Origin of the sequence: Tunturiibacter empetritectus (assembly GCF_013410875.1) — a bacterium.
In the GTDB taxonomy this organism is placed as follows: domain Bacteria; phylum Acidobacteriota; class Terriglobia; order Terriglobales; family Acidobacteriaceae; genus Edaphobacter; species Edaphobacter empetritectus.
The window spans coordinates 1,658,309-1,681,059 of sequence record NZ_JACCCU010000001.1; the positions used below are offsets into that span (position 1 = coordinate 1,658,309).

The window sequence follows — 22,751 nt, forward strand, 5'->3', positions numbered from 1 at the left end:
TGCTCGAGGGCGTCTCTATTTTTTTGTGTTTGCGAGTTTCTTCTGGGTTTCGAGGAAGCGGCGGACGCGGTCGAGGGTGCGGGATTTGCCGAAGACGATCATGCTCTCGAGCAGCGGTGGAGACATGGTGCTGCCGGTGAGGATGGCGCGGAGGAGCATGAAGTTTTCTTTGACCGACCACTGCTGGGCTTCGCCTAGTTGCTTGAGGGCGGGCTCAAGGGCTTCGTGGGTCCAGTCGGTAGCTTCAAGGACGGTGAGTTGCTCGGCGGCGAAGGTGAGGGTCTCTTCGGGCGTGCGCTTTTTTGGGACGAAGACTTCTGCGGTGGGCATGATGTCGTCGGCGAAGAGGAAGTGGGTGAGGTTGCCAAACTCGCCGAGGGTTTCGATGCGGGTCTGGATGAGTGGGGCTATTTGTTGCAGGTAGGCGTCGCTGAGGATGGTTTCGCGTAGGGCCTTGTAGAAGGCTTCAGGGGTGAGGGCGCGGAGGTATTCGCCGTTGAGCCACTTTAGTTTGGTGAGGTCGAAGACGGGGCCGCCGAGGCGGATATTTTTGACGTCGAAGCGGGCGACCATGTCGGGAAGGGTGAAGATGTCGGTCTCGCTTGGTTTGGTGGTGGCTTTGGTTTGTGGGGATGGTGCTGGCGTGGCTGCGTCTGCGCTGGGTGCGGGCATGCCGCCGCCCATGAGACCTAGGAAGTTGATCATGGCTTCGGGGAGGATGCCGGCCTGGCGGAAGTAGATGAGGGAGACAGGATTTTTGCGTTTGGAGATTTTGGACTTGTCCAGATTGCGCAGGAGAGGCATGTGCCAGAAGCGGGGGATCTGCCAGCCTAAGGCTTTATAGAGGAGGACGTGCTTGGGGGTGGAGGAGATCCACTCTTCGGCGCGGATGACGTCGGTGATGCGCATGAGGTGGTCGTCGACGACGTTGGCGAGGTGATAGGTGGGGAAGCCGTCGGACTTCATGAGGACCTGGTCGTCGACGTTGGAGTGGTCGAAGGTGATGTCGCCGCGCAGCTCGTCACGAAATGTGGTCTGGCCGGCGGGGACCTTCATGCGGACGACAAAGGGGCGTCCTTCGGCGAGGTAGGCGTCTATTTGTAACTGCGAGAGTTCGCGGTGGCCTCCGTCGTAGCGAGGGGGGAGTTTGGCGGCGATCTGGCGCTGTCTGAGAGACTCCAGTTCTTCGGGGGTCTCAAAGGCGCGGTAGGCGGTGCCGTTGGCGAGGAGGAGTTCGACATGCTCGCGGTAGATTTCGGTGCGCTCGGACTGGCGATAGGGGCCGTAGGGGCCACCGAGGTCGGGGCCTTCGTCCCAGGTGAGGCCGAGCCAGCGGAGGGAGTTGAAGATCTCCTGCTCGGAGGTGGCGACGAAGCGGGTGCGGTCGGTGTCTTCGATGCGGAGGACGAATTTTCCGTCGCGCTGGCGGGCGTAGAGGTAGTTAATGAGGCCGATGTAAGCGGTGCCTACGTGAGGGTCGCCTGTGGGGGAGGGAGCGATGCGGACGCGGATGGGGGAGTCGGAGGTGCTGATGCTATTCGTCATAGAGGCCAAGAGTTAATGCTAGCAGAGGGCTTGGCCTCTATGGGATTAGAGCTTCGAGCCACCGTCGACCGGGATGCTGGCTCCGGTGATCCAGCGCGCTTTATCGGAGGCGAGAAAGGCGACTACGTCGGCGACGTCTTCGGGCTTGCCGAGTCGCTTGAGAGCTTGCATTTCTAAAGCGGTTTCGCGTCCGGCTTCGGTTTTGGTGAAGTTCGACATGTCGGTGTCGATGACGCCTGGTGCGACGGCGTTGACGCGGATACCGTTTGGTCCGAGGATGGCGGCCCAGTTCCTGACGAGAGTTTCGAGTGCACCTTTGGTGGAGGCGTAGGCGAGGACGGAAGGGTTCTCGATGCCGGGTTTACCGATGACAGCGTGGGCTACGACGGAGGTGATCATGATGATGTTGGAGCCTTCGCCGAGAATGGGCAGGAGTTGCTGCACGAGGAAGAAGGGGCTTCGGACGTTGGTGGCGAAAAGATTGTCGAAGTCTTCTACGGTGTGATCGGCGATGCGGGCAGACTTGCTGACTCCTGCGTTGGATACGAGGATGTCGAGTCGATCGCCGACGATGGAGCGGACCTTTTCGGCAAGCAGGGCAGCGCCGTTCGGGGTTGCGAGATCTACGGAGATTGCGTCTGCGCGTCCGCCTTTGGATTGAATGGCGGCGACGAGAGATTGGGCCTCCTGCGCGGAGCGGCCGTAGTGAACCAGAACGTGGGCTCCGGCTTCGGCGAGAGCCAGGGCTGTAGCGCGGCCGATTCCTCGGGAGGCTCCGGTAACGAGCGCGGTTTTATTGTGAAGCGTGATCATTCTTTCTCCTCGTTTGTGAGTGCACGGGTTGCGGCGACTCGATGTATGCCACAGGTTGAGAGCCGACTCATCCTTGGGCCGGCTCTCAATTGTGTTTGCAAAGGTGACACTTTTTTGTGCCGAGTGCAGGTTGGCTCAGGCGTTGGTTCCGCCATCTACTGTGAGATTGGTTCCTGTGATGTAGGAGGCTTCTGGACTGGCGACGAATGAGACCAGAGCTGCAACCTCATCGACCGTGCCGTAGCGGCCGAGCGATGTGGCAGCCTTTTGAGGAACAGCCCAGTCGCCGGAGGCGGGATTCAGATCGGTGTCGATTGGGCCTGGCTGGACGTTGTTGACGGTGATGCCGCGGCCACCAATTTCTCTGGCCAGCCCCTGCGTGAACATCTTGACGGCGCCCTTGGTGGCGGAGTATGCGACGAGACCGGGAGCGACGACCCGCTCGCCGACGCAGGAGCCGATCATGATGATGCGACCGCCAGTCTTCAAGTGCTTGAGAGCGGCCTGGGTTGCGGCCAGTACACCGCGGATGTTGATGTTGATGACCTGGTCGATCTCGTCCAAGGGGGTCTCTTCGAATGGCTTGGGGATGGCGGTGCCGGCGTTGTTTACGAGAATGTCGAGTCCGCCGAAGGTTGCGACGGTCTTTTCGACCGCGGCTTTGACTGCCTGGGGGTCGGCGGCGTCGGCTTGAATGGCGAGGGCTTTTCCGCCCTCGGCTTCAATCGCTTTGACTACGGCAGAGGCCGAGGTTGCGTCTTTGGCGTAGGTGATGGCGACGCTGGCGCCGTCGGAGGCGAGACGTTTGGCGATCGCTGCGCCGATACCGCGGGAGCCGCCCGTAACGAGTGCTACTTTTTTCGTGAGGTTAGACATGATTCTCCTTTAATGTTCCTGTGAATGATTCATGAGTCGGCCGACCGTCATGGTCTTCGAAGGTGTGAAGCTCCTATCTGATGTGGTGTCGTCGCGATTGGATTTGCCATTTTCAGGAATAACAGCCATTCCATTGAGGAATAGATCCAGAACGTGAGGTAAGCATCGGAGAGTGAGACAGCCCCCTCATTAGGGTTGCTGATCGCCGCGCAGAAAGAGGTATATGCGCTGCTGCTTGAGGAAATACAATCCATTTTGTAGAGCGGAGAGTTGGCGTGGATAAATTGGATGCGATGCAGGTGTTCGTCCGGCTGATAGAGAAAGGGAGTTTCTCCGCTGTCGCGAAAGAACGTGGAGTTGGCCAGCCTGCTATCAGCAAACAGATCTCTGCGCTGGAAGATGAACTGGGAACTGAACTGATTCATCGGACGTCCCGCTCGATTGTGCTGACGGAGGCGGGTCATGATTTCTATGAGTCTGCTTCACGGATTCTTGATGACTTTGAGAGCGCGACTTCACGCATCGGTCGAGGACAGACGGCCCCGAAGGGGCTGATTCGCGTGACCGTTGCTCCTACGTTCGCCCGGCTGCACATGGTGTCAAAGCTGTCTGCATTTTTCGCTGCCTACCCTGATATTGCGATCGAGATGGCTGCGTCGGAGAGTCCGACGACGATCATCGAGGATGGGTTCGATCTGGCGATTCACTCGGGCGATCTGCCGGACTCGAGTCTGGTTGGGCGCAGGTTCGCGCAGACGATGATTATTCTGGTGGCTACTCCGCAGTATCTGTCGCGGTATGGAGCTCCTGGTTCGCCGGACGAGCTTAGCCGATTCCGATCGGTTGTTTTTATGGAGCGAGGGGCGGTGCAGCCTTGGAAGTTCGGATCGGGAAAAGACGTTAAGCGAGTTATTCCGACTGGAGTGTTTCGCACCAGCGATATTGAGCAGATGAGGATGGGTGTCCTAGAACATCTGGGGATTGCGCAGGCCCCAGCGTGGCTCTTCGCCGCAGAGCTGAGAGAAGGTACAGTTCTACGTCTGATGAGGCCCTTTGAGCGAATGGTGCCGATCCTTGCGGTGAGGCCTGCGAGTCGCAGGATGTCGACCAAAGTGCGGGTGTTTATTGAACATTTGGAGAAGACGTTTGCGCTGTGTTCGCAGTTCAATCCGCGAACTGGATAATATGTGATCTAAACGGTCACAAAATTGCAGTAGCTTGCAATGGGGCGATAAAGAACAGACAACGGCGTGAAGAGGTTGGGTGGAAAGGGACGGGCGGTTTGGGCAGGACGGAGTTCGTCGGGATCCTTCGCTGTGCTCAGGATGACAGCAGAGGCTTAGTGCGCCAGCTAATACGGAGTTCGGAGGGATCCTTCCCCCATCGGCTTCGCTCAGGGGCAGGATGACAGCAACAGGCCGCCTAATTTTGTGATGGAAGGCTGATTCAGAGTTGCGCTACTTGAGTTCGCGGACCCATATGTTGCGGAAGCTGATGGGTTCGCTGTGGTCGCCGTGGGCTTGCAGCTTGATTGGGGCGGTGTCGTACTTTTTGTAGAAGGGCTGGCCGATGTAGCGGGTCTCGCCTTTTAGCTCGAAGTGATTTTGGACGAGGATGCCGTTGAAGAAGACGGTGGCGTAGGCGGGGGTTTTAAGGGTGCCGTCTTCGTTGAAGGTGGGTGCGGTCCAGATGACGTTGTAGGTCTGCCACTCGCCGGGTTTGCGGTTGGGGTTGGCGAGTGGGATGGCCTGCTTATAGATGCTGCCGGCCTGGCCGTTGACGTAGGTTTTGTTGTTGTAGGAGTCGAGGATCTGGAGCTCGTAGCCGGCGTCGCCGGTGCCGGTGGAGGCGAGGAAGACGCCGCTGTTGCCGCGGGCCTGGTCGGTGCCGGTGATGTTTGTGGGGATTCGCCACTCGATGTGGAGCTGGTAGTTTTTGAAGCTGTGTTTGGTTTCGATGTTGCCGGAGCCTGGGGCTTTGCTGACGGTGAGGATGCCGTCGGCTACGGTCCATTGAGCGGGGGATTTGTCTTTGGTGGAGACCCACTGGTCGAGGTTTTTGCCGTCGAAGAGGACGATGGCGTCGGAGGGTGGCGCGGAGTCGGTGGCTCCGGGTGTGACGATCGGGGGGACCGGCTCGTAGACTTCGGTGTCCTCATGCTTTGGCGCAGCGGGCTGTTGCGCGGAGAGGGAGACGGTGACGACGGTCAGGGTTGCGAAGGCTAGGAGCGAAGAGTGGATGTGCATGATTTCTAGATGAGGATATACCCAATTGTGCGCAGTTTGGGTGTGTCGTCATGTTGCGACGGGTGGAACGGATGGAGCCATGAGTAAAAATACGGGGATCCTTCGCTCCGCTCAGGATGACGACTTTCTAAATTCGACGCCTTTGTATTGGTTGGAAGAGTGCGCTAGCTGCGGGCGGCGCGGACGGCGGCGGCTAATTCGGCTAGGGCGGCTTTGGTTTCGGGCCAGTCGATGCAGGCGTCGGTGATGGATTGGCCGTAGACGAGGGGTTTACCGGGGACTAGCTTTTGCGCGCCAGCGACGAGGTTGCTTTCGAGCATGACGCCCATGATGCGGGTGTCGTTCGCTGGAGTTGCGGCGGTAATCTGGGCGGCTACGTTGCGGGCTACGGCGGATTGCTGGGTGTGGTCTTTGTGGCTGTTGGCGTGGCTGCAGTCGATCATGACCTGAGGGCGGATGCCGGCTTTTTCCATCTGCTTGCAGGTGTCTTCTACGGCGGTGGCGTCGTAGTTGGTGGTGTTGCGGCCGCCGCGCAGGATGATGTGGCAGTCCTGGTTGCCTTTGGTGACGAAGATGGCGGTCTGGCCGTGCTTGGTGTGGCCGAGGAAGTTGTGAGCCTGATTGGCGGAGAGGATGGCTTCAATGGCGATCTGCACGTTGCCGGAGGTGCCGTTTTTGAAACCGACGGGGCAGGAGAGGCCGGAGACGAGCTCGCGGTGGACCTGACTTTCGGTGGTGCGGGCGCCGATGGCTCCCCAGCTTACGAGGGAGGAGACGTACTGCGGGGAGATCATGTCGAGGAACTCGGTGCCGGCGGGGACGCCCATCTCGGCGAGGTCGAGGAGGAGGTGGCGGGCTTTGCGGAGGCCGTCGTTGATCTTGAAGGACTCGTCGAGGTAGGGGTCGTTGATGAGGCCCTTCCAGCCGAGGGTGGTGCGGGGCTTCTCGAAGTAGACGCGCATGATGATGCAGAGGTCGCGGGAGTGCTCGGCGATGGCGGATTTGAGTAGCTCGGCGTACTCGCGGGCGGCGTCGGTGTCGTGGATGGAGCAGGGGCCGACGACTACGAGGAGACGATGGTCTTCGCCGTGGAGGATTTTGATGATCTCGGTGCGGGCTTTGTAGACGGTCGCGGAGGCGGCTTCGGTGATGGGGAGCTCTTCTTCGAGGGCGACGGGCGGGAGGACGACTTTGGTCCAGGTGATGCGAAGGTCATCGGTGGGAAAGAGCATGGGTCTCGCTAGAGTCTGATCAGATGGAGCGGCGTTCCGCTGTGAGTCTTGTGAAATTATCACGTCTGTTTATCTTATAGCCTGTGGTGTGATTGTAGAGCTGCTTGCGGTGCTGCGGTGCAGACTAGAATGGTGACTGCGGGTTGAGGTTGTCGAGCCGTAGTTCAGCTGCTAGACGCAACAGGAAAGGTTCCCCCAGTGAAGGCATTAGTGAAGAGCCGCGAAGAGCGCGGCCTGTGGCTCGAAGATGTTCCTGAGCCAGAGATGGGCATCAATGACGTTAAGATTCGTGTTCTGGCTACCGGCATCTGCGGGACCGACCTTCACATCTATGAGTGGGACGCGTGGGCTCGCTCGACGATCAAGCAGGGGCTGACGATTGGACATGAGTTTGTCGGCGAGGTGGTGGCGGTTGGGTCGAATGTAAACGATATTCCGATTGGGCAGCTGGTGAGCGGCGAGGGGCATGTGGTTTGCGGGCGCTGCCGTAACTGCCTTGCGGGGCGGCGCCATCTTTGCGCGTTCACGCTGGGCGTTGGGGTGAATCGCAACGGGGCGTTTGCGGAGTACGTTGTGCTGCCGATGTCGAATATCTGGATTCACAGTGCAGGGGTGCCGCATGAGATTGCGGCGATCTTCGATCCGCTGGGCAATGCGGTGCATACTGCGCTGGCGTTTCCCGTGCTGGGCGAGGATGTGCTGGTTACGGGGGCTGGGCCGATCGGGATTATGGCTGCGGCTGTGGCTCGACATGCGGGTGCTCGGCACGTGGTGATCTCGGATCCGAATGAGTACCGCAGGGCTCTAGCGGAGAAGGTGGGGGTGACGCTGGCGGTTGATCCTCGGGCGACTCCGCTGAAGGAGATTCAGCAGAAGCTGCATATGCAGGAGGGCTTCGATGTGGGGCTTGAGATGTCGGGGAATCCGAATGCGTTTCGGGATATGCTCGCGAATATGAGCCACGGCGCGAAGATTGCGATGCTAGGGATTCCTTCGGAGGATATTTCGATTAATTGGAATCAGGTGGTGTTCAATCAGCTTACGATTCGCGGCATCTACGGACGGGAGATGTACGAGACCTGGTACAAGATGACCGTGATGCTTGAGAGCGGGCTGGATATCTCGGGCGTGATTACGCACCGGATGAACTGGCGTGACTATGAGGACGGCTTTGCGGCGATGCGGTCGGGGAACTCGGGGAAGGTGATTCTCGACTGGAGCGACGTTGGTTAGGTGCCACGAGTATTGCTCTACGCTAGATAAAACCTCACTTTCCACTCGGCTCGCTCTGGTTGCACCGAGCGGGCTGTGGTGCAGGCCTGTGTCCATTGCAGGCTTCGCTAGAGCTTTGAGGATCGCTCATGCGAGTGACGACGCCTTATAATCGCACCTGCGAAAAGACAGAGAGGATGCGATGAATATCCAGCAACACGCCGGGTTCTACGTGGTAGGCGTAGCGGCTCGCACAGATAATGCGGCTGAGAAGAACGGCAACGGAAAGATCGGGGAGATCTGGCATAGGCTGTTGCGCGATAATCTTGCTGCGAAGATTCCGAACAAGCTTGGCATCGATCTGATTGCGGTATATACCGACTATGAGTCGGACCATAAGGGCCAGTACACGTACCTTCTGGGTTTGCCTGTCTCTTCGATCCAGAACATACCTAAGAACTTCGTCGCGAAACACGTTCCTGATGGCCGCTATGCTGTGGTTACGTCGAACAGAGGACCGGTGACGAAGGTTGTTCCTGAGACGTGGCATCGGATCTGGTCGATGTCGCCCGGGGAGCTAGGGGGGACGCGATCCTTCCGAGCGGACTACGAGATTTACGATCAGCGTTCGGCCGATCCGGAGAAGGCCCAGATTGAAGTTTATGTCGGCCTTCGTTGAACGCATTTGTCATGCACTGCAACTGTTTTACCGGTCGGGCCCACTGCGCTTGGCCACCCTGCAAGCGATGATCTGTTTGCGGGGTCCCGGTTGGAACGGTCAGTTCCTTACGGGTTTACCTCTTTCTTGCAGCTACGATCAGTGATGGCCCTCCTGTAGATAAGAGAAGTTTGCCGCCCACGTATACTTGTTGCGTCGCGGTATCAGGAGACCTTATGCAAAGCCGCATTCTCGGTACCACTATGCCTGTTCTTGAGTTTGCTCTCGGCCCGAATGATGCGGTCATCTCGGAGGCGGGAGAACTCTCGTGGATGACTGCTTCGGTCCAGATGACAACCCACACTCAGCATGCGGGCGGCGGCGGCTTCTTCGGTGCTATTGCGAGAGTGGCCGGAGGCGGATCGTTGTTTATGACGGAGTATCGCGCGATTGGCGGCCCTGGCGAGGTTGCGTTTGCGACGCGAGTGCCAGGACACATCGTGCCTGTGGAGGTTGGGCCGGGGCATGAGTACATGGTTCATCGGCATGGCTTTCTCTGCGCTACCGCAGCCATCGAGCTGGGGGTTGGCTTCCAGCAGTCGCTTGGTGCTGGGATCTTCGGTGGAGATGGATTTTTATTGCAGAAGATCAGCGGGCAGGGGATTGCGTGGCTTGAGCTGTCTGGGGAACTTGTGATCAAGGATCTTGCTCCCGGTGAGACACTGCGGGTTCATCCGGGCCATGTGGGCGCGTTTCAGTCTACCGTTGCGTTTCAGATTCAGCGCGTTCCTGGCATCAAGAACATGATCTTTGGTGGCGATGGTGTGTTTCTTGCGGCGCTGACAGGTCCCGGTCGGGTGTGGTTGCAGACGCTGCCTATCTCGCGGCTTGCCCATCAGATTCAGGAGTACCTGCCGAAGGAGCGCGCGCAGCAGGCTGCTGAGGGTGGGGTAGTCGGTGGCATTGTTGGCTCGATCCTAAAAGGAATGTGACGCTATGCCTTTCAAGCCACCGACTTTTTGGCGTCAGTGCGACTGTTTGGCTCCTTTCTGTATGGGTGTTGATTTTGCAATCAGCTAGCCGTTGCCAGAGCTTCCCCGAGTTGTTTGATGTGAGTCGCGGTTGCGGTGTCCTGGTCGCCGGCAACCGATATGGTCTCCTTGCCTAACGTGTGTAGCAGGTTTTTGATGGCTGTGCCGTCGAGGTTCGGGTCATGCAGGAGTTTCTTCAATTGGCCGAGATCCTTAACGACTTTCTTCACGCCTGCGTGCTCATGCTTGGAGAGATATTCTTCCCAGCCTTCGATGTTGCTTGTGGCTTTGTCGACCGTGAGGGATTTAGCTCCCTGTTTCAATGCGTTGATCGTCGTTTCGAAACGTGTCGTTGACATTGCTTGGCTCCTCTAAATGGTTGAAGATCGCCTGAGAGTAGAGATCGACAACGTGCGCGAACCCCTAATACAGCGATGGGATGCCTGGAGCAGGTGTATTCGGATTGTGAAGAAGAGTGAAGATTGACGACACAGAAAGAGCAGATCGGTTGTTGCAGTCCGCCGCACATGTTTGCGAAGACCTTCCTGCCAGCCTCACCTTTCAACGATCCCTGAGAGATCCCTGGTTTTCCTGCGGGCTAGAATCAAACAGAGGCCCGAATGTCCGCAGCTAAACTCGATGTTCATCCAGGACGCTCGAAGAGATATCCTGCTGGTCCTTCTTTTCTTCCACGGCTTGTCTCTGGCCGCATGTTTCGACAGACGGCGGTGGAGTCTATGACGGAGTCTGCCCGGCGTTATGGCGACCTGGTTCATTACACCGTCTTTGGGCGACATATCTACCAGTTGAATCACCCTGAACTTGTGGAGGATCTTCTTCTCAAGGATGCGGGCAAGCATCACCGCGGCATTGTGATGCAGAGGGCGAAGACTGTGCTGGGTGAGGGTTTGCTGACCAGTGAGGAGCCGCTGCATATGCGTCAGCGAAGGCTTGCGCAGCCGGCATTCCTGCGTCAAAGAATCGCGGCGTATGGCGAGGTGATTGGGCAAAACGCTGCGGGGATCTCGGAGAGCTGGAAGCCTGGGGCGGTGCGTGATGTGCATGAAGATATGCTGGAGCTGGCGTTGCGGATCGTTGGCAAATGCCTGTTCGACCTGGATGTTCAGTCTCACGAAGAGGTGAAGAAGGTTTCGACGGCGGTCGATGCATTCATGGGATTTCTTCCGCTGGCTATTCTGCCTTTTTCCGAACAGATTCAACGACTGCCTCTGCCTGCCATGAGGCGAATTCGCAAAGGACAGGCTGACCTCGACGCGATTATCTATGGAATGATTCGGGAGCGCCGCCGGTTGCCGGGTGATCGGGGCGACCTTCTTTCGATGTTGCTTGAAGCGGTGGATGTCGAAGACTCAAGTGGCCGTATGTCGGATCAGCAGGTGCATGATGAGTGTCTGACGATTATGCTGGCGGGCCATGAGACCACTGCTAACGCGCTGAGCTTCGCGTTATGGCTGATTGCGAAACACCCAGATGTGCAGACACGTCTGTGGCAGGAGGCATGCACGATTCTTGGCGACCGAGCGCCGACGGCGGACGACTACGCGCGTCTGACTTATGCTACTCAAGTCTTTTCGGAGACTATGCGGCTTTATCCTCCGGTGTGGGTGATAGCGCGCACTTGTGTAGATCCGTACGAGATCGCCGGTTATCCAATTGCCAAAGGGACTGTTCTTATCGCGCCGCAGTTCGTTGTTCATCGGGATCCGCGTTTTTATCCTGATCCGCTACGCTTTGATCCTGAGCGTTTTGCGGTAGACAAGAAGGAGGGTGCGAGATCGCGGCCACGGTTTGCCTTCTTTCCGTTCGCGGCGGGTAGCCGGCAGTGCATCGGTGAAGGGTTGGCCTGGATGGAGGGAGTGCTGTCTCTTGCTACGATCGTTCGCGACTGGCGGCTTAGTCTGCCCGAGGGATCAGCTACTGAGATCGTGCTTAATCCTGCGATCAGTCTTCGGCCGAAGTATGGAGTTCCGTTGCTGGTGGAGCGGAGAAGCTAGCGGCGGTTGATCGGGAGAGTGATTGACGAGTCGATCGACCATCCGTTGTGTCGATGGAGAAAGATTAGCGCGGAGTAGACCAGGGCATAGGTTAGCTGCGTTCCTGCGGCGGCCCAGTCCTGCAGGAGCGCCGACCCAAATGTCAGGAGTGTGATGAGGAGACTTGCGGCGATGAGAGCTGCTCGCGTTCTCAGGCCGATCATGATCAGGAGACCTAAGAGAGCTTCTATTGAGGGCAGGATTAAGCCGAAGATCCATACGCTCCAGGCGGGAAGTGGTGCGTGACTGAACTGCATGACGAGTTTCGCGGCGAACTCTCCCGGGCCTGCGATCATGCGGCTTACGCCGTGCATCAGAAGGTTTACGCCGACTGCGATACGGAGCAAGACGTATGCTGTTCGCTCATCGGAAAGCTTCAATTCTTCTGCCATCGGTTCTCCGCTTGTTTGTGTTTGTTGAATTCGAGATTCGCTCTTTCATCAGATGCCAAAACTGATGCAGGGTTACGAGCCTTGCCGTAGAAGATAAGAAATGGTTGAGAGAGGCATAAGTTGCGCGCGTCTCTCTATATTCTGGAGCCATGTCAGGAAACTCAACCGAGCCGTTTCTTCATCTTGCCCATGTTAATGTAGCCCGCGGAGAGAATGTAGTTCTTCACGATATCAACCTGTCGGTGAACGCTGGAGAGCACATTGCGATTCTTGGCCCTAATGGGTGTGGCAAGTCGACGCTGATCAAGACGATTACTTGCGAGTGTTATCCGCTGGTGCAGCCGGAGACGAAGGTCAGGATCTTTGGGCGGGAGCGGTGGGATCTGACGGAGTTGAAGAAGCGGCTGGGCGTGGTTTCGGCGGAACTGCCGGGGAAGCAGACGCTGCAGACTACAGGGCGAGATGCGGTGATTACTGGCTTTTTTTCGAGTAGTACACTTTGGCCGAATCTTGTGGTGACGGATGCTATGCGGGTTCATGCGGAGGAGGTGCTCGAGCAAATTGATGCTGTGAGGTTTGCGGAGAAGACGGTGGGGGAGATGTCGGCGGGGCAGCAGAGGCGGATTATGATTGGGCGGGCGCTAGTTGGGTCGGCTGGGATGTTGTTGTTAGATGAGCCTTCGAATGCGCTGGATCTGGCGGCGCAGGCGGAGCTGCGCGGGTTGTTGCGGAGGCTGGCGCAGCAGGGGACTGGGATCATGCTGATCACGCACCATATTGCGGATATCCCGCCGGAGATCGATCGGATTTTGATGATGCGGGAGGGGCGGATTGTGGCGGATGGGTCGAAGGGGGAGCTGCTGACCGCGGAGAGGCTGAGTGAGTTGTTTAATACGGAGGTTCAGCTTTCGGAGAGGGATGGTTTTTATCATGCTTGGTGATGTGTCCTGCCGGACGGGCCCACTGCGCGTGGGGCGGTCACTTCGTGACTTGTATACCTTTTCCTGGCACGATTGGGATTGCTGGTCCTCCCGTTGGTCGGAAGGAGGAGAACCGCTCTATTCTGCCTGGGGGATTACGCCGGTCTGGAGTTTGACTAGTTCAGTTTGTGCGATGCGGGATGGGCCAAGGACGGCGATCTTTGGCAGGGGGCCGCGGACCATGGCTACCTCGTCGCAGGCGTAGAGGCGGGGGCAGGTCTGGCAGTCCTTGTAGATCTTGTCGGGCAGGGTGGTGCGGTCGACGGCGCGAAAGCCGAAGTGAAAGAAGAAGTCGGGGATGCGGGTGAAGAGGCAGACGGCGGTGACCTTTTGCTCTTCTGCTTCTTCGAGGAGGGCGCGGAGGAGACGGCCGCCGGCGCCCTGGCCTTTGGCTTCGGGCTTGACGACGATGGAGCGGACCTCGGCGAGGTGGGGACCGTAGAGGTGGAGAGCGCCGCAGCCGAGGAAGACGCCGCCTGAGTCGCCGTCGATGGGGGATTCGGCTACGGCGAAGTCGCGGATGTTCTCGCAGATCTCGGCGTAGTTGCGGCGGAGGAGGGTGCCGTCGCCGGACAGGGAGTTGACGAGGTCGAAGATGTCGACGGCGTCGGGGAGCTTGGCCTTGCGCACGGTTGCTCCGCCTACGCGTGGGCGCGATGAGGAGGTGGATTCACTCACAGTCATCAGGGGGGTGATGGGCAATTACTTTGGCTCCTCTTTATATTTTCGCAGAGTATTGGATGATTTGAGGACCGGGTTTGGTGCGGGGTTGAGGAATGCGGTTCGCGTGCGGGGAACCGCGCTTGTGATGAAGCTCAAACTTCCGGGTTGAACTTTGAGGCAGAAAGGTTCGGGCGGTAGAGGCTGGTTGAGTTCTTCGGGGTCCTTCACTGCGTTCAGGATGACGGCAAAAACAAACGTCACGCGTGTTCCTAGAGACGGGACTTTGCTTCGGAGAGTGCGGTTTTGACGCGGGGGCGGGCGGTGCCGCCGATGACGTCGTGGCAGTCGAGGGTGGCTTCGAGGGTGATGGCGGGGAAGAAGTCTTCGCCGAATTGGGGGCAGATGGTGCGGAGTTCTTCGAGGGTGAGTTGCTGGAGTTCGCGTTGGGTTTTGGGGGTCCCCTCTCCCATTGCTAGCCGGACGGCGTTGCCGATGTGCTCGTGGGCTTTGCGGAAGGGGATGCCCTTGTCGGTGAGGTAGGTTGCGGCGGCCATGGCGTTGAGGTAGCCGGAGTGGGCGGCGGTCTTCATGGTGTCGTAGCGGAACTTGAGGGAGGAGGTGAAGGCGGGGAGGACGCTGAGGATGCCGGCGATGGTGTCGGCAGCGTCGAAGACTGGTTCCTGGCCTTCCTGCAGGTCTTTGTTGTAGGCGAGGGGGAGGCCCTTTATCAGGGTCGCGAGGGTCGTAGCGGCTCCCAGTAAGCGGCCGGATTTGCCGCGGATGAGTTCGGTGAGGTCAGGGTTTTTCTTTTGCGGCATGGCGGAGGAGCCGGTGGAGAAGCGCTCGGGGAGGTCGAGGAAGCCGAATTCCGCCGTGGAGTAGAGAGTGAGTTCTTCGGCGAAGCGAGAGATGTGGATGCCTAGTGTGGCTATGGCTTGGGTGAATTCGAGGGCGAAGTCGCGGTCGCTGGTTGCGTCCATGCTGTTGGGGGTGGGGGCGTCGAAGTTGAGGGCGCGGGCGGCGATGGAGCGGTCGAGGGCGAGGGTTGCGCCTGCTACTGCGCCGGAGCCGAGGGGGCAGAGGTTCATGCGCTTGCGGGCGTCGATGAGGCGACTGGCATCGCGCTCGATCATGCTGACGTAGGCGAGGAGCCAGTGGGCTACTAGGACGGGCTCGGCGCGCTGGAGGTGGGTGTAGGAGGGCATGGTGGCTTCGCCTGCTTGCTCGGCTAGTTCGACCAAGGCTTTGCGCCATGCGGTCAGGCCCGTGAGGGTGTTGTCGATGGCTTCGCGGACGAAGAGGCGCATGTCGGTGGCGATCTGCTCGTTGCGGCTGCGGCCCGTATGAAGTTTGAGGGCTAGGTCGCCGATCACCTTTGTTAGTTGGAGTTCTACGAAGTGGTGGATGTCTTCGGCTTGGGGGTTGAGTGCCACGATACTGCTGGAAGCGGAGATGACTAAGTCGACACCGGCTCTGTTGAGTTTGTGGGCGTCGCGGAGGGCATCGAGGTTGGTGAGCTTCGTGCTTTCCTCTAAAGAGAGCGGGATCACGCGGTCCAGTCCGTCGAGCATTTGCTTTAGTTCATCAGGTGTGAGGATACCGGCGGCCGCGATGGTCTCTGCGTGCGCCTTTGAAGCTGCTATCTCATGCGAGAGAAGCCGCACATCGAAGGGGAAGGAGCGCTGCCAGGATTCGAAGGTGGCGTCGAGTGGTTCGCGGAAGCGGCCGGACCACATTTTGCTCGAATTTGTATCGGTGTGCATATCTATCATTTCTTTCCGGTTGCGGACTAATGTAAGTGAGGCACTAACGGTTCATGTAGTGAGCTCACTTATTTGGATGGTGTCCAAGCACGCAAATTATTCCAATTGCCGTTGTAATCAACATCAACGTCAAGGTAGTTTGGCTCGCAGTTGTCAGCCACAGCAGCGACCCGAAATCGATACGTTCCTGTATAACCTTTCAGTTCTTCATCCTTTGCCCGAGTCTCTTTGAATGTGAATTGCCATCCTGGCCCCTCTTTGCTAATTCGGGCAAGATCGACGTAGAAAACGATACCTTTTTGAATGGATCTGGGGTCAAAGTTCCAACCTGCCCACGGAATCTGCGAACCTGTGAACGGGGTTGGCGTGCTTCCGGAAGGATGTTGACTCGTGAGAGACGTAACGAAAACCCGGCAATTCTGAGCGGCAGTTTTTCCTTGATTACGGAGACTCACTCTAATTAAGACGCCATTGAAAGGGCCTCCGCTAGTCCACGCCGCCTCGAATTTGTCTGCGTTAGCATCGAATTCAAGTTTTAGTTTGGGTCGCGCATACCAATCGCGAAAGTGTTGATAAGCACCAGACAAAATTCCGGCAACAATACCACCAACGATTGCGGCCTCGGCACCGATTCGAGCGGCCTGTAAGGTATCGCAGTCCATCAACGCTTGTTTCCTCTCGTTTATCTATGTGGTTACTTCTTGTCCGTGCTGTTTAGTTGGGGCATTTCGGAGCCTTTGCTTAGGGTGATTAGGCCGGATTGGGCGTAGGTGATTAGTTTGGCGCGGGTGTCGGTGATGTCGAGGTTGCGCATGGTGAGTTGGCCGATGCGGTCGCGGGGGGAGAAGGTGGATTCGCCCTTTTCCATGGTGAGGCGCTCGGGGTGGAAGGTGAGGTTGGGTGAGGCGGTGTTGAGGATGGAGTAGTCGTTGCCGCGGCGGAGTTCGATTGTAACCTCTCCGGTTACAGGTTTGGCGACCCAGCGCTGGGAGGCTTCGCGGAGCATGATGGCCTGGGGATCGAACCATCGGCCCTGATAGAGGAGACGGCCTAGCTTGCGGCCGTTTTCGCGGTACTGCTCGATGGTGTCCTCGTTGTGGATGCCGGTGATGAGGCGCTCGTAGGCGATGAAGAGGAGAGCTAGGCCGGGGGACTCGTAGATGCCGCGGGACTTGGCTTCGATGATGCGGTTTTCGATCTGGTCGCTCATGCCGAGGCCGTGGCGGCCGCCGATCGCGTTGGCTTCGAGCATGAGGGCTACTTGGTCGGGGTATGCGGTGCCGTTTAGGGCTACGGGGAAGCCTTCTTCGAAGCGGACGGTGATGGCTTCAGGTTTAATTGTGACGTCGTCACGCCAGAAGGCGGTGCCCATGATGGGGGCGACGATCTTCATGCTGGTGGTGAGGAGCTCGAGGTCCTTGGCTTCGTGGGTTGCGCCGAGGATGTTGGAGTCGGTGGAGTAGGCTTTATCGGCGGACATCTTGTAGCCGAAGCCGGCCTTGGTCATGAAGGCGGACATCTCGGCGCGGCCGCCTAGCTCGTCGATGAAGGCTGCGTCGAGCCATGGCTTGTAGACCTTGAGGTCGGGGTTGACGAGGAGGCCGTAGCGGTAGAAGCGCTCGATGTCGTTGCCTTTGAAGGTGGAGCCGTCGCCCCAGATGTTGACGTCGTCTTCCTTCATGGCCGTCACTAACATTGTTCCAGTAACAGCCCGGCCGATGGGGGTGGTGTTGAAGTAGGTGACTCCTGCGGTGGTGATGTGGAAGGCGCCGGATTGGAGGGCGGCGATGCCTTCGCGGACGAGGGGGCCGCGGCAGTCGATGAGGCGGGCTTTTTCGGCGCCGTACTCAAGGGCTTTGCGGGGGATCTCGTCGTAGTCGGCTTCGTCGGGCTGGCCGAGGTTGGCGGTGTAGGCGTAGGGGAGAGCGCCTTTTTGCTTCATCCAGTGGAGCGCGGCGCTGGTGTCGAGGCCGCCGGAGAAGGCTATGCCGACTTTTTGGCCGAGGGGGAGGGTTTCTAGGATTACGGACATAGTGGGTTCCAGTGAATTGGTAATTAGTGGATAAAAACGGAGCTGTTAGCTCTCATTGAGTGATGTATGGAGCGAAGTCGTTGTGATGTATTGCGACGTACTCATCCATGCGTCGCCAAATTGTTTCGTCTCCGCAAACTCGGTCACTCAAGTCATTGAATTCGTGATCGTCTCCGAGATGAGGCATGAACTCATTGCGCGCATTAGCATCTAGTTCTGGACGTGCGAAGGGAAATAGTGCGACGGCCTTCTCCAGGGCTGCGGCGGCGTCCGGCGCTCCAATGTTACGGTATGCGTCAACGAAAACTGAATACGGCGGATGGCCGGGGAAATCAGTTTCCATGGGATAGCGAAAGCCTCCGTTGTCCACCATGCCCTGGAACATATAAAGAAGGGCAATAGGCCTCGTGACCTCAGGAATTTTCGAGAGGTCGTTGTCTACTCTTGCGAGTTCCTTGTAGAGGCCATCTACCGCGAGATCGAGAGTCGATTTCAGGATGTTCTCTCCTAGCGTTTGGCGCGGGGTTGGGTTCCGCGGTTGCGGCTGTTGGTGGTGCGCTTGGCTCCGCCGAGGAGCATGAGCAGGATGGCTTTTTGGGCGTGCATGCGGTTTTCAGCTTGGTCGAAGACTAGGGACTGGGGGCCGTCGAGGACGGCGTCGGTGACTTCGGCGTTGCGGTGGGCGGGGAGGCAGTGCATGAAGACGGCGTCGGCCTGGGCGTGGGCCATGAGGGCTTCGTTGACCTGGTAGGGCTTGAAGATGGGGGCGCGCTTGGTGGCCTCGTGCTCGAAGCCCATGGAGGTGCAGACGTCGGTGTAGACGGCGTCGGCTCCGATGACGGCTTTGACGGGGTCGTGCATGAGGGTGATGCTGCCGCCGGTGGTCTCGGCGATCTCGATGGCTTTGTGGATGATGTCGAGCTTGGGGGCGAAGCCTTTGGGTGTGGCGACGGTGCAGTGCGCGCCGAGTTGCGCGGCGGTGAGCATGAGGGAGTGGCAGACGTTGTTGCCGTCGCCGACGTAGGTGAAGTGAAGACCCTCTGCGGAGCCGAAGCGTTCTTCGAGGGTGAAGAAGTCGGCGATGGCCTGGCAGGGGTGCTCGAGGTCGGAGAGGGCGTTGATGACGGGGATTTTGGAGCAGGCGGCGATCTCGGTGATGGTGTCGTGGGCGTAGGTGCGGAGGACCATGATGGACATCCAGCGCTCGATGTTGTGGGCCATGTCGGCGAGGGATTCGCGTTCGCCGAGGGGGGACTGGGTCTGGTCGACGAAGATGGCGTTGCCGCCGAGGGTGTTGATGGCGGTCTCGAAGGTGAGGCGGGTGCGGAGGGAGGCCTTCTCGAAGAACATGACCATCTGGCGGGCGTCGAGGGCGTGGCGAAAGTCTTCGGGGTTGGCTTTGACGGCGTGGGCGAGCTCCATGAGGGCGGCCATCTCTTCGACGGTAAGGTCGGCGATGGAGCAGAGGTCGCGGCCGTGGAGGCGCTTGGAGGCTTCGCTGAAGGCGGTGTCGGACTGGATGTCGAGGGGGGCGCGGTGGGGGATGAGGTCTTCGGTGTCGGGTTTTGAGTTCATAATGACGGTTTTGCTACCCATGAGATTTTTCTCCTGCCGGTGCTGCTCCGGCCAGTGCTGCAGTGAAGATCTCGTCGAAGGCCTTGATGGCGGTGTCGACGTGTTGACGCTCGAGGATGAAGGGTGGAAGGAGACGGAGGACGGTCTCGCTGGTGCGGTTGATGATGATTTTCTTCTCCATCATTTGAGCGGTGACGCGCTGGGCAAGGTCGGCGGAGTTGATCTCAATGCCGAGCATGAGGCCTTTGCCGCGGACTTCGGTGATGCAGTCGTGGCGCTGGGCCAGTTGCGTGAGCTGGTCGTGGAAGTAGGCGCCTGTCTCGTTGATGTGGGCGAGGAGGTTGTCGCGCTTGATGGTGTCGATGACGGTAATGGCTACGGCGCAGGCGAGTGGGTTGCCGCCGAAGGTGGTGCCGTGCATGCCCGGGGTGATGGCCTCGGCAGCCGCGTTGGTGCAGAGCATCGCGCCCATGGGGATGCCGTTGGCGATGGGTTTGGCAATAGTGACAACGTCAGGCATGGTGACGTCGGGCAGGTTGCCGTAGTGCTGGTAGGCGAACCATTTGCCGGTGCGGCCCATGCCGGACTGGATCTCGTCGGCGATGAGGAGGGCGCCGGTGGAATCGCATAGCTCGCGTGCGGTGGCGAAGAACTCCTGGGTGACGGGGTGGATCCCGCCTTCGCCCTGGATGGGCTCGATGCAGATGGCACAGACTTCGGATGAGAACTTTGCGCGAAGGTCGGCTACGTTGTTGAAGCGGACGAAGTCGACGCCGGGCATGACGGGCATGAAGGGTTCGCGGTATTTTTCTTTCGCTGTGGTGGCGACTGAACCCATGGTGCGGCCGTGGAAGCTGTGGTCAAGGGCGAGGAACTTTGTGCCGATGGTGCGGCCTTTGGAGCGGAGAAGTCCGGCGTGGGCGCGGGCCAGCTTGAGTGCGGCCTCCCAGGCTTCGGTGCCGCTGTTGGTGAAGAAGACGCGGTCGAGGCCGGTGATCTCGGTGAGGCGAAGGGCGAGTTCGGCGGTGTGCTCGTGGAAGAACAGGTTGGAGGTGTGGATGAGGCGCTTTGACTGATGCGCAATGGCCTCTTCTACTGCGGGGTGGTTGTAACCGAGGCCGCAGACGCCGATGCCGCTGAGGAGGTCGAGATAGTCATTGCCGTTTTCGTCGCGCAGGTGAACGCCTTCACCGCTGACAAAGAGGATGGGGTTGCGCTCGTAGGTGTTGAGGAGCAGCTTTTTTTCGGCTGCCTGAATGGATTGCAAGCTGGATTGCAAGTTCGGCTTCTGAGTGGATGCTTCGTTCATGCGACCATGACCTCCGTTCCGTCGTTGACCCGTGTGGAGACGAGGTCAGGTAGTAGAGATGCCGCTTCTGCGGGAAGAATGCGTACACGCTTGACGCCGTGAGTGAGGGCGTCGCGGCAGGCGTTGAGTTTAGGGAGCATGCCGCCGGAGACGACCTGAGCCTGCTCCATGGCGGGGATCTGGGCGAGGGTGAGCCAACGCATGACGTTGCCGTCGGCGCCTTTGACGCCGGGGACGTCGGTGAGGAAGACGAGAGTGTCGGCCTTGGCGCCGATGGCGCAGGCGGCGGCCATCTCGTCGGCGTTGATGTTGTAGTACTCGCCGTCGAAGCCGAGGGCGATGGAGGAGATGACGGGGACGGCGCCCATGGCCCAGATGGCTTCGAGCCACTTGGGGTCCATGGCGGCGATCTCGCCGACGAAGCCGAGGTCGGGGGTGGTTTTTTTCTTGCGTGCTCGGAAGACGTGGCCGTCACCGCCGGAGAGGCCGACGGCGGACTGGCCGTGGGTGCCGATGGACGCGACGAGGGACTTGTTGACGCGGCCAGCGAGGACCATGAGGGCGGCGTCGCGGGTCTCGGCATCGGTGATGCGGAGGCCGGAGATGAACTCGCTCTTCTTGCCCATCTGGGCGAGGGTGCGGGTGAGCTGCACGCCGCCCCCGTGGACGACGGCGACCTGATTTCCATCGGTGACGAGATCGGCGATGGCTTTTCCGCAAGCGTGGAGGATCTTTTTATCTTCGAGAGCGGCACCGCCTAGCTTGACGACAAATCTCACAGCAAGCCCTCCTCTTCGTTCCATCCGCACATCAGGTTGAGGTTTTGAACCGCCTGACCGGAGGCTCCTTTTAAAAGATTGTCGAGGCAGGAGACCAGGATCAGACGGTTTCCGTCGGCGGCGAGTGCAAAGCCGAGATCGCAGAAGTTGGTGCGAACGATGTGCTGGATCTCCGGCAGGTGCGGCGTGTTGCGGAGCCGGACCAGCGGACTGTGTTGGTAGAAGTTTTGCAGCACGGTGGTGATTGCGGCGGCTTCGGTTTTGGTTTTGAGGCGGAGGTAGATGGTGGACAGGATTCCGCGCGGTATGGGGAGTAGATGCGGGGTGAACTGGATCTGGTCCGAGGTGATGTGAAGCTGCTCGAGGAGTTCGCCGGTGTGGCGGTGGCCGAAGACTGCGTACGCGGAGAGGTTGTCGGCCGCATGCATGAAGTGGGTCTTGGCGGTGGGGGCTTTGCCTGCTCCGCTTACGCCGGATTTTGCGTCGCAGATGATGCCGTGTTCCAGATCAACTAGCTCGGCCTGGAGGAGCGGGGCTAGGGCGAGGAGGATGGAGGTGGCGTAGCAGCCGGGGTTGGCGACGAGGCGGGCGTTGCGGATCTCGTCGCGGTGAAGCTCGGGGCAGCCGTAGACGGCTTCTTGTTGAAGCTGGGCGGCGTGGTCGGCGTTGGCGTCTTTGAGCTTGTAGACGGCGCGGTTGGTGTGGTGCTGGAGCCGCCATGCGCCGCTGAGGTCGATGACCTTGATGCCGCGTTCGATGGCCTGAGGAACCCACTCGCGGGATTGCTCGTGCGGTGTGGCGAGGAATAGGACTTCGGTTCCGGTGTCGGTGATGCGGTTCCAGGAGAAGGGAAGGATCGGATGGGCGTGTTGATCGCCTGCGACGGCAAGCTGGGGATGAATGTCTTCGAGGTAGTGCAGGCTGGTGGACTCTGGTTCTCCGGCTCGGCCAAGGAGTGTTGGCGCGTTTCCGCGGAGTCGGGGATGATGCAGGAGCAGGCGGGCGAGTTCGCCACCGGCGTAGCCGCCGATGCCGGCGATGGCAGTGCGGGGCGCGGTGGTGCGTGCGGCGGGTTGTTCAAGTACGTTTGTCATTGAGATGGTTGAGTTAGCCAAGGTAGTCTTCGATTCGTGTCTTCAACAGGTTTGCTTGTTTCTCGTCCGGACAGATGATGAGGACAGTGTCGTCGCCGGCGATAGTGCCTATCACCTCGGGCCAGTCCTCGTAGTCAATGCCAGCGGCGATGGGTTGAGCGCTTCCGGTGGTGGTGACGAGGACGAGGAGGTTGATGGCCTGACGGACTTCGAGGCCGAAGCTTTCAAGTACTTCTCGGATCCCGGGGAGCGCGTCCTCGTCGGAGTCGTTGCCGTTGGGAAGAGAGTAGCCGTTTGGTCCTTTATTTAATCTAAGCTCATGAATATCGCGCGATAATGTTGCTTGAGTGACGTGAAATCCGCGTCCGGCTAGTTTTCGGCGTAACTCATCCTGGCTGGTGACCGCAGACTTTACCAGTAACTCTCGAATTACGGCGTGACGCTGTTGTTTCATTGGATTTGTTGTACCTGTGTTTGCGTAGCTAAGTCGTCAACAG

The 22,751-nt window shown here is 59.0% G+C and carries 24 protein-coding genes; 6 read left to right on the forward strand and 18 right to left on the reverse strand.

The window, feature by feature from the left end:
* Nucleotides 1-15 precede the first annotated feature (15 nt).
* From gltX to HDF08_RS07040, 3 genes are all read right to left on the reverse strand, one after another.
* Complete coding sequence (gene gltX, locus HDF08_RS07030) at nt 16-1,545, reverse strand: glutamate--tRNA ligase (protein WP_179637800.1); 1,530 nt, start codon at nt 1,543-1,545, stop codon at nt 16-18.
* Between the two features lie 45 nt (nt 1,546-1,590).
* Nucleotides 1,591-2,358, reverse strand: coding sequence for an SDR family NAD(P)-dependent oxidoreductase (locus HDF08_RS07035; protein WP_179637801.1), 768 nt, complete (start codon nt 2,356-2,358; stop codon nt 1,591-1,593).
* A gap of 135 nt (nt 2,359-2,493) precedes the next feature.
* Nucleotides 2,494-3,234 (reverse strand): SDR family NAD(P)-dependent oxidoreductase, encoded by a 741-nt coding sequence (locus HDF08_RS07040; protein WP_179637802.1) that lies wholly within the window; start codon nt 3,232-3,234, stop codon nt 2,494-2,496.
* A gap of 275 nt (nt 3,235-3,509) precedes the next feature.
* Here HDF08_RS07040 and HDF08_RS07045 point away from each other — a divergent pair, with 275 nt between their 5' ends.
* Nucleotides 3,510-4,418, forward strand: coding sequence for a LysR family transcriptional regulator (locus tag HDF08_RS07045; RefSeq protein ID WP_179637803.1), 909 nt, complete (start codon nt 3,510-3,512; stop codon nt 4,416-4,418).
* A gap of 273 nt (nt 4,419-4,691) precedes the next feature.
* Here the strand turns inward: HDF08_RS07045 and HDF08_RS07050 are convergent, their stop codons facing one another.
* Nucleotides 4,692-5,480 carry a 3-keto-disaccharide hydrolase gene (locus HDF08_RS07050; RefSeq protein ID WP_179637804.1) on the reverse strand — a complete coding sequence of 263 codons (789 nt, stop codon included), beginning with the start codon at nt 5,478-5,480 and terminating at the stop codon, nt 4,692-4,694.
* Between the two features lie 164 nt (nt 5,481-5,644).
* Complete coding sequence (locus HDF08_RS07055) at nt 5,645-6,712, reverse strand: 3-deoxy-7-phosphoheptulonate synthase (protein ID WP_179637805.1); 1,068 nt, start codon at nt 6,710-6,712, stop codon at nt 5,645-5,647.
* Between the two features lie 198 nt (nt 6,713-6,910).
* On the opposite strand from HDF08_RS07055, the gene tdh reads away from it, so the two are divergent.
* From tdh to HDF08_RS07070, 3 genes are all read left to right on the forward strand, one after another.
* A complete protein-coding gene (gene tdh, locus HDF08_RS07060; RefSeq protein WP_179637806.1) occupies nt 6,911-7,945 on the forward strand; it encodes an L-threonine 3-dehydrogenase in 1,035 nt (344 codons plus the stop codon).
* A 181-nt stretch (nt 7,946-8,126) separates the two neighbouring features.
* Nucleotides 8,127-8,603: a GyrI-like domain-containing protein gene (locus HDF08_RS07065; RefSeq protein ID WP_179637807.1), complete on the forward strand. Its 477-nt coding sequence runs from the start codon at nt 8,127-8,129 to the stop codon at nt 8,601-8,603.
* Between the two features lie 215 nt (nt 8,604-8,818).
* Nucleotides 8,819-9,574: a TIGR00266 family protein gene (locus tag HDF08_RS07070; RefSeq protein WP_179637808.1), complete on the forward strand. Its 756-nt coding sequence runs from the start codon at nt 8,819-8,821 to the stop codon at nt 9,572-9,574.
* Between the two features lie 80 nt (nt 9,575-9,654).
* On the opposite strand, the gene HDF08_RS07075 is transcribed toward HDF08_RS07070, so the two are convergent.
* Nucleotides 9,655-9,972 (reverse strand): hypothetical protein, encoded by a 318-nt coding sequence (locus HDF08_RS07075; RefSeq protein ID WP_179637809.1) that lies wholly within the window; start codon nt 9,970-9,972, stop codon nt 9,655-9,657.
* Between the two features lie 261 nt (nt 9,973-10,233).
* Between HDF08_RS07075 and HDF08_RS07080 the strand changes: the two genes are divergently transcribed.
* Nucleotides 10,234-11,628, forward strand: coding sequence for a cytochrome P450 (locus HDF08_RS07080; RefSeq protein ID WP_179637810.1), 1,395 nt, complete (start codon nt 10,234-10,236; stop codon nt 11,626-11,628).
* Here HDF08_RS07080 and HDF08_RS07085 read toward each other — a convergent pair.
* Complete coding sequence (locus HDF08_RS07085) at nt 11,625-12,059, reverse strand: DoxX family membrane protein (RefSeq protein ID WP_179637811.1); 435 nt, start codon at nt 12,057-12,059, stop codon at nt 11,625-11,627. The two genes, HDF08_RS07080 and HDF08_RS07085, sit on opposite strands and share 4 nt — an antisense overlap.
* A gap of 149 nt (nt 12,060-12,208) precedes the next feature.
* Here HDF08_RS07085 and HDF08_RS07090 point away from each other — a divergent pair, with 149 nt between their 5' ends.
* Nucleotides 12,209-13,000 (forward strand): ABC transporter ATP-binding protein, encoded by a 792-nt coding sequence (locus HDF08_RS07090; RefSeq protein ID WP_179637812.1) that lies wholly within the window; start codon nt 12,209-12,211, stop codon nt 12,998-13,000.
* 117 nt (nt 13,001-13,117) lie between these two features.
* On the opposite strand, the gene HDF08_RS07095 is transcribed toward HDF08_RS07090, so the two are convergent.
* The 11 genes from HDF08_RS07095 to HDF08_RS07145 form a co-directional block, all read right to left on the reverse strand.
* Nucleotides 13,118-13,723, reverse strand: a complete 606-nt coding sequence (locus HDF08_RS07095; protein ID WP_179638849.1) for a GNAT family N-acetyltransferase — start codon at nt 13,721-13,723, stop codon at nt 13,118-13,120.
* Nucleotides 13,724-13,741: 18 nt separating this feature from the next.
* Nucleotides 13,742-13,963 carry a hypothetical protein gene (locus tag HDF08_RS07100; RefSeq protein WP_179637813.1) on the reverse strand — a complete coding sequence of 74 codons (222 nt, stop codon included), beginning with the start codon at nt 13,961-13,963 and terminating at the stop codon, nt 13,742-13,744.
* A gap of 8 nt (nt 13,964-13,971) precedes the next feature.
* The gene (gene argH, locus HDF08_RS07105; RefSeq protein WP_257030903.1) at nt 13,972-15,465 is read right to left on the reverse strand and encodes an argininosuccinate lyase; all 1,494 of its coding nucleotides are present in this window, start codon (nt 15,463-15,465) and stop codon (nt 13,972-13,974) included.
* A 68-nt stretch (nt 15,466-15,533) separates the two neighbouring features.
* On the reverse strand, nt 15,534-16,127 hold the full coding sequence (locus HDF08_RS07110; RefSeq protein WP_179637814.1) for a hypothetical protein: 594 nt from the start codon (nt 16,125-16,127) through the stop codon (nt 15,534-15,536).
* A gap of 32 nt (nt 16,128-16,159) precedes the next feature.
* Complete coding sequence (gene argG, locus HDF08_RS07115) at nt 16,160-17,497, reverse strand: argininosuccinate synthase (protein ID WP_179637815.1); 1,338 nt, start codon at nt 17,495-17,497, stop codon at nt 16,160-16,162.
* A 52-nt stretch (nt 17,498-17,549) separates the two neighbouring features.
* Nucleotides 17,550-17,996: a DMP19 family protein gene (locus tag HDF08_RS07120; RefSeq protein ID WP_373563174.1), complete on the reverse strand. Its 447-nt coding sequence runs from the start codon at nt 17,994-17,996 to the stop codon at nt 17,550-17,552.
* Between the two features lie 8 nt (nt 17,997-18,004).
* Nucleotides 18,005-19,093 carry an ornithine carbamoyltransferase gene (argF, locus tag HDF08_RS07125; protein ID WP_179637817.1) on the reverse strand — a complete coding sequence of 363 codons (1,089 nt, stop codon included), beginning with the start codon at nt 19,091-19,093 and terminating at the stop codon, nt 18,005-18,007.
* Nucleotides 19,086-20,381: an aspartate aminotransferase family protein gene (locus HDF08_RS07130; protein ID WP_179637818.1), complete on the reverse strand. Its 1,296-nt coding sequence runs from the start codon at nt 20,379-20,381 to the stop codon at nt 19,086-19,088. The genes argF and HDF08_RS07130 overlap by 8 nt, the downstream gene beginning before the upstream one ends.
* Complete coding sequence (argB, locus tag HDF08_RS07135) at nt 20,378-21,160, reverse strand: acetylglutamate kinase (RefSeq protein WP_179637819.1); 783 nt, start codon at nt 21,158-21,160, stop codon at nt 20,378-20,380. The genes HDF08_RS07130 and argB overlap by 4 nt, the downstream gene beginning before the upstream one ends.
* Nucleotides 21,157-22,254: an N-acetyl-gamma-glutamyl-phosphate reductase gene (argC, locus tag HDF08_RS07140; RefSeq protein ID WP_179638851.1), complete on the reverse strand. Its 1,098-nt coding sequence runs from the start codon at nt 22,252-22,254 to the stop codon at nt 21,157-21,159. Before argC ends, argB begins: the two co-directional genes overlap by 4 nt.
* Nucleotides 22,255-22,267: 13 nt before the next feature.
* Nucleotides 22,268-22,708: an arginine repressor gene (locus HDF08_RS07145; protein ID WP_179637820.1), complete on the reverse strand. Its 441-nt coding sequence runs from the start codon at nt 22,706-22,708 to the stop codon at nt 22,268-22,270.
* Nucleotides 22,709-22,751 lie beyond the last annotated feature (43 nt).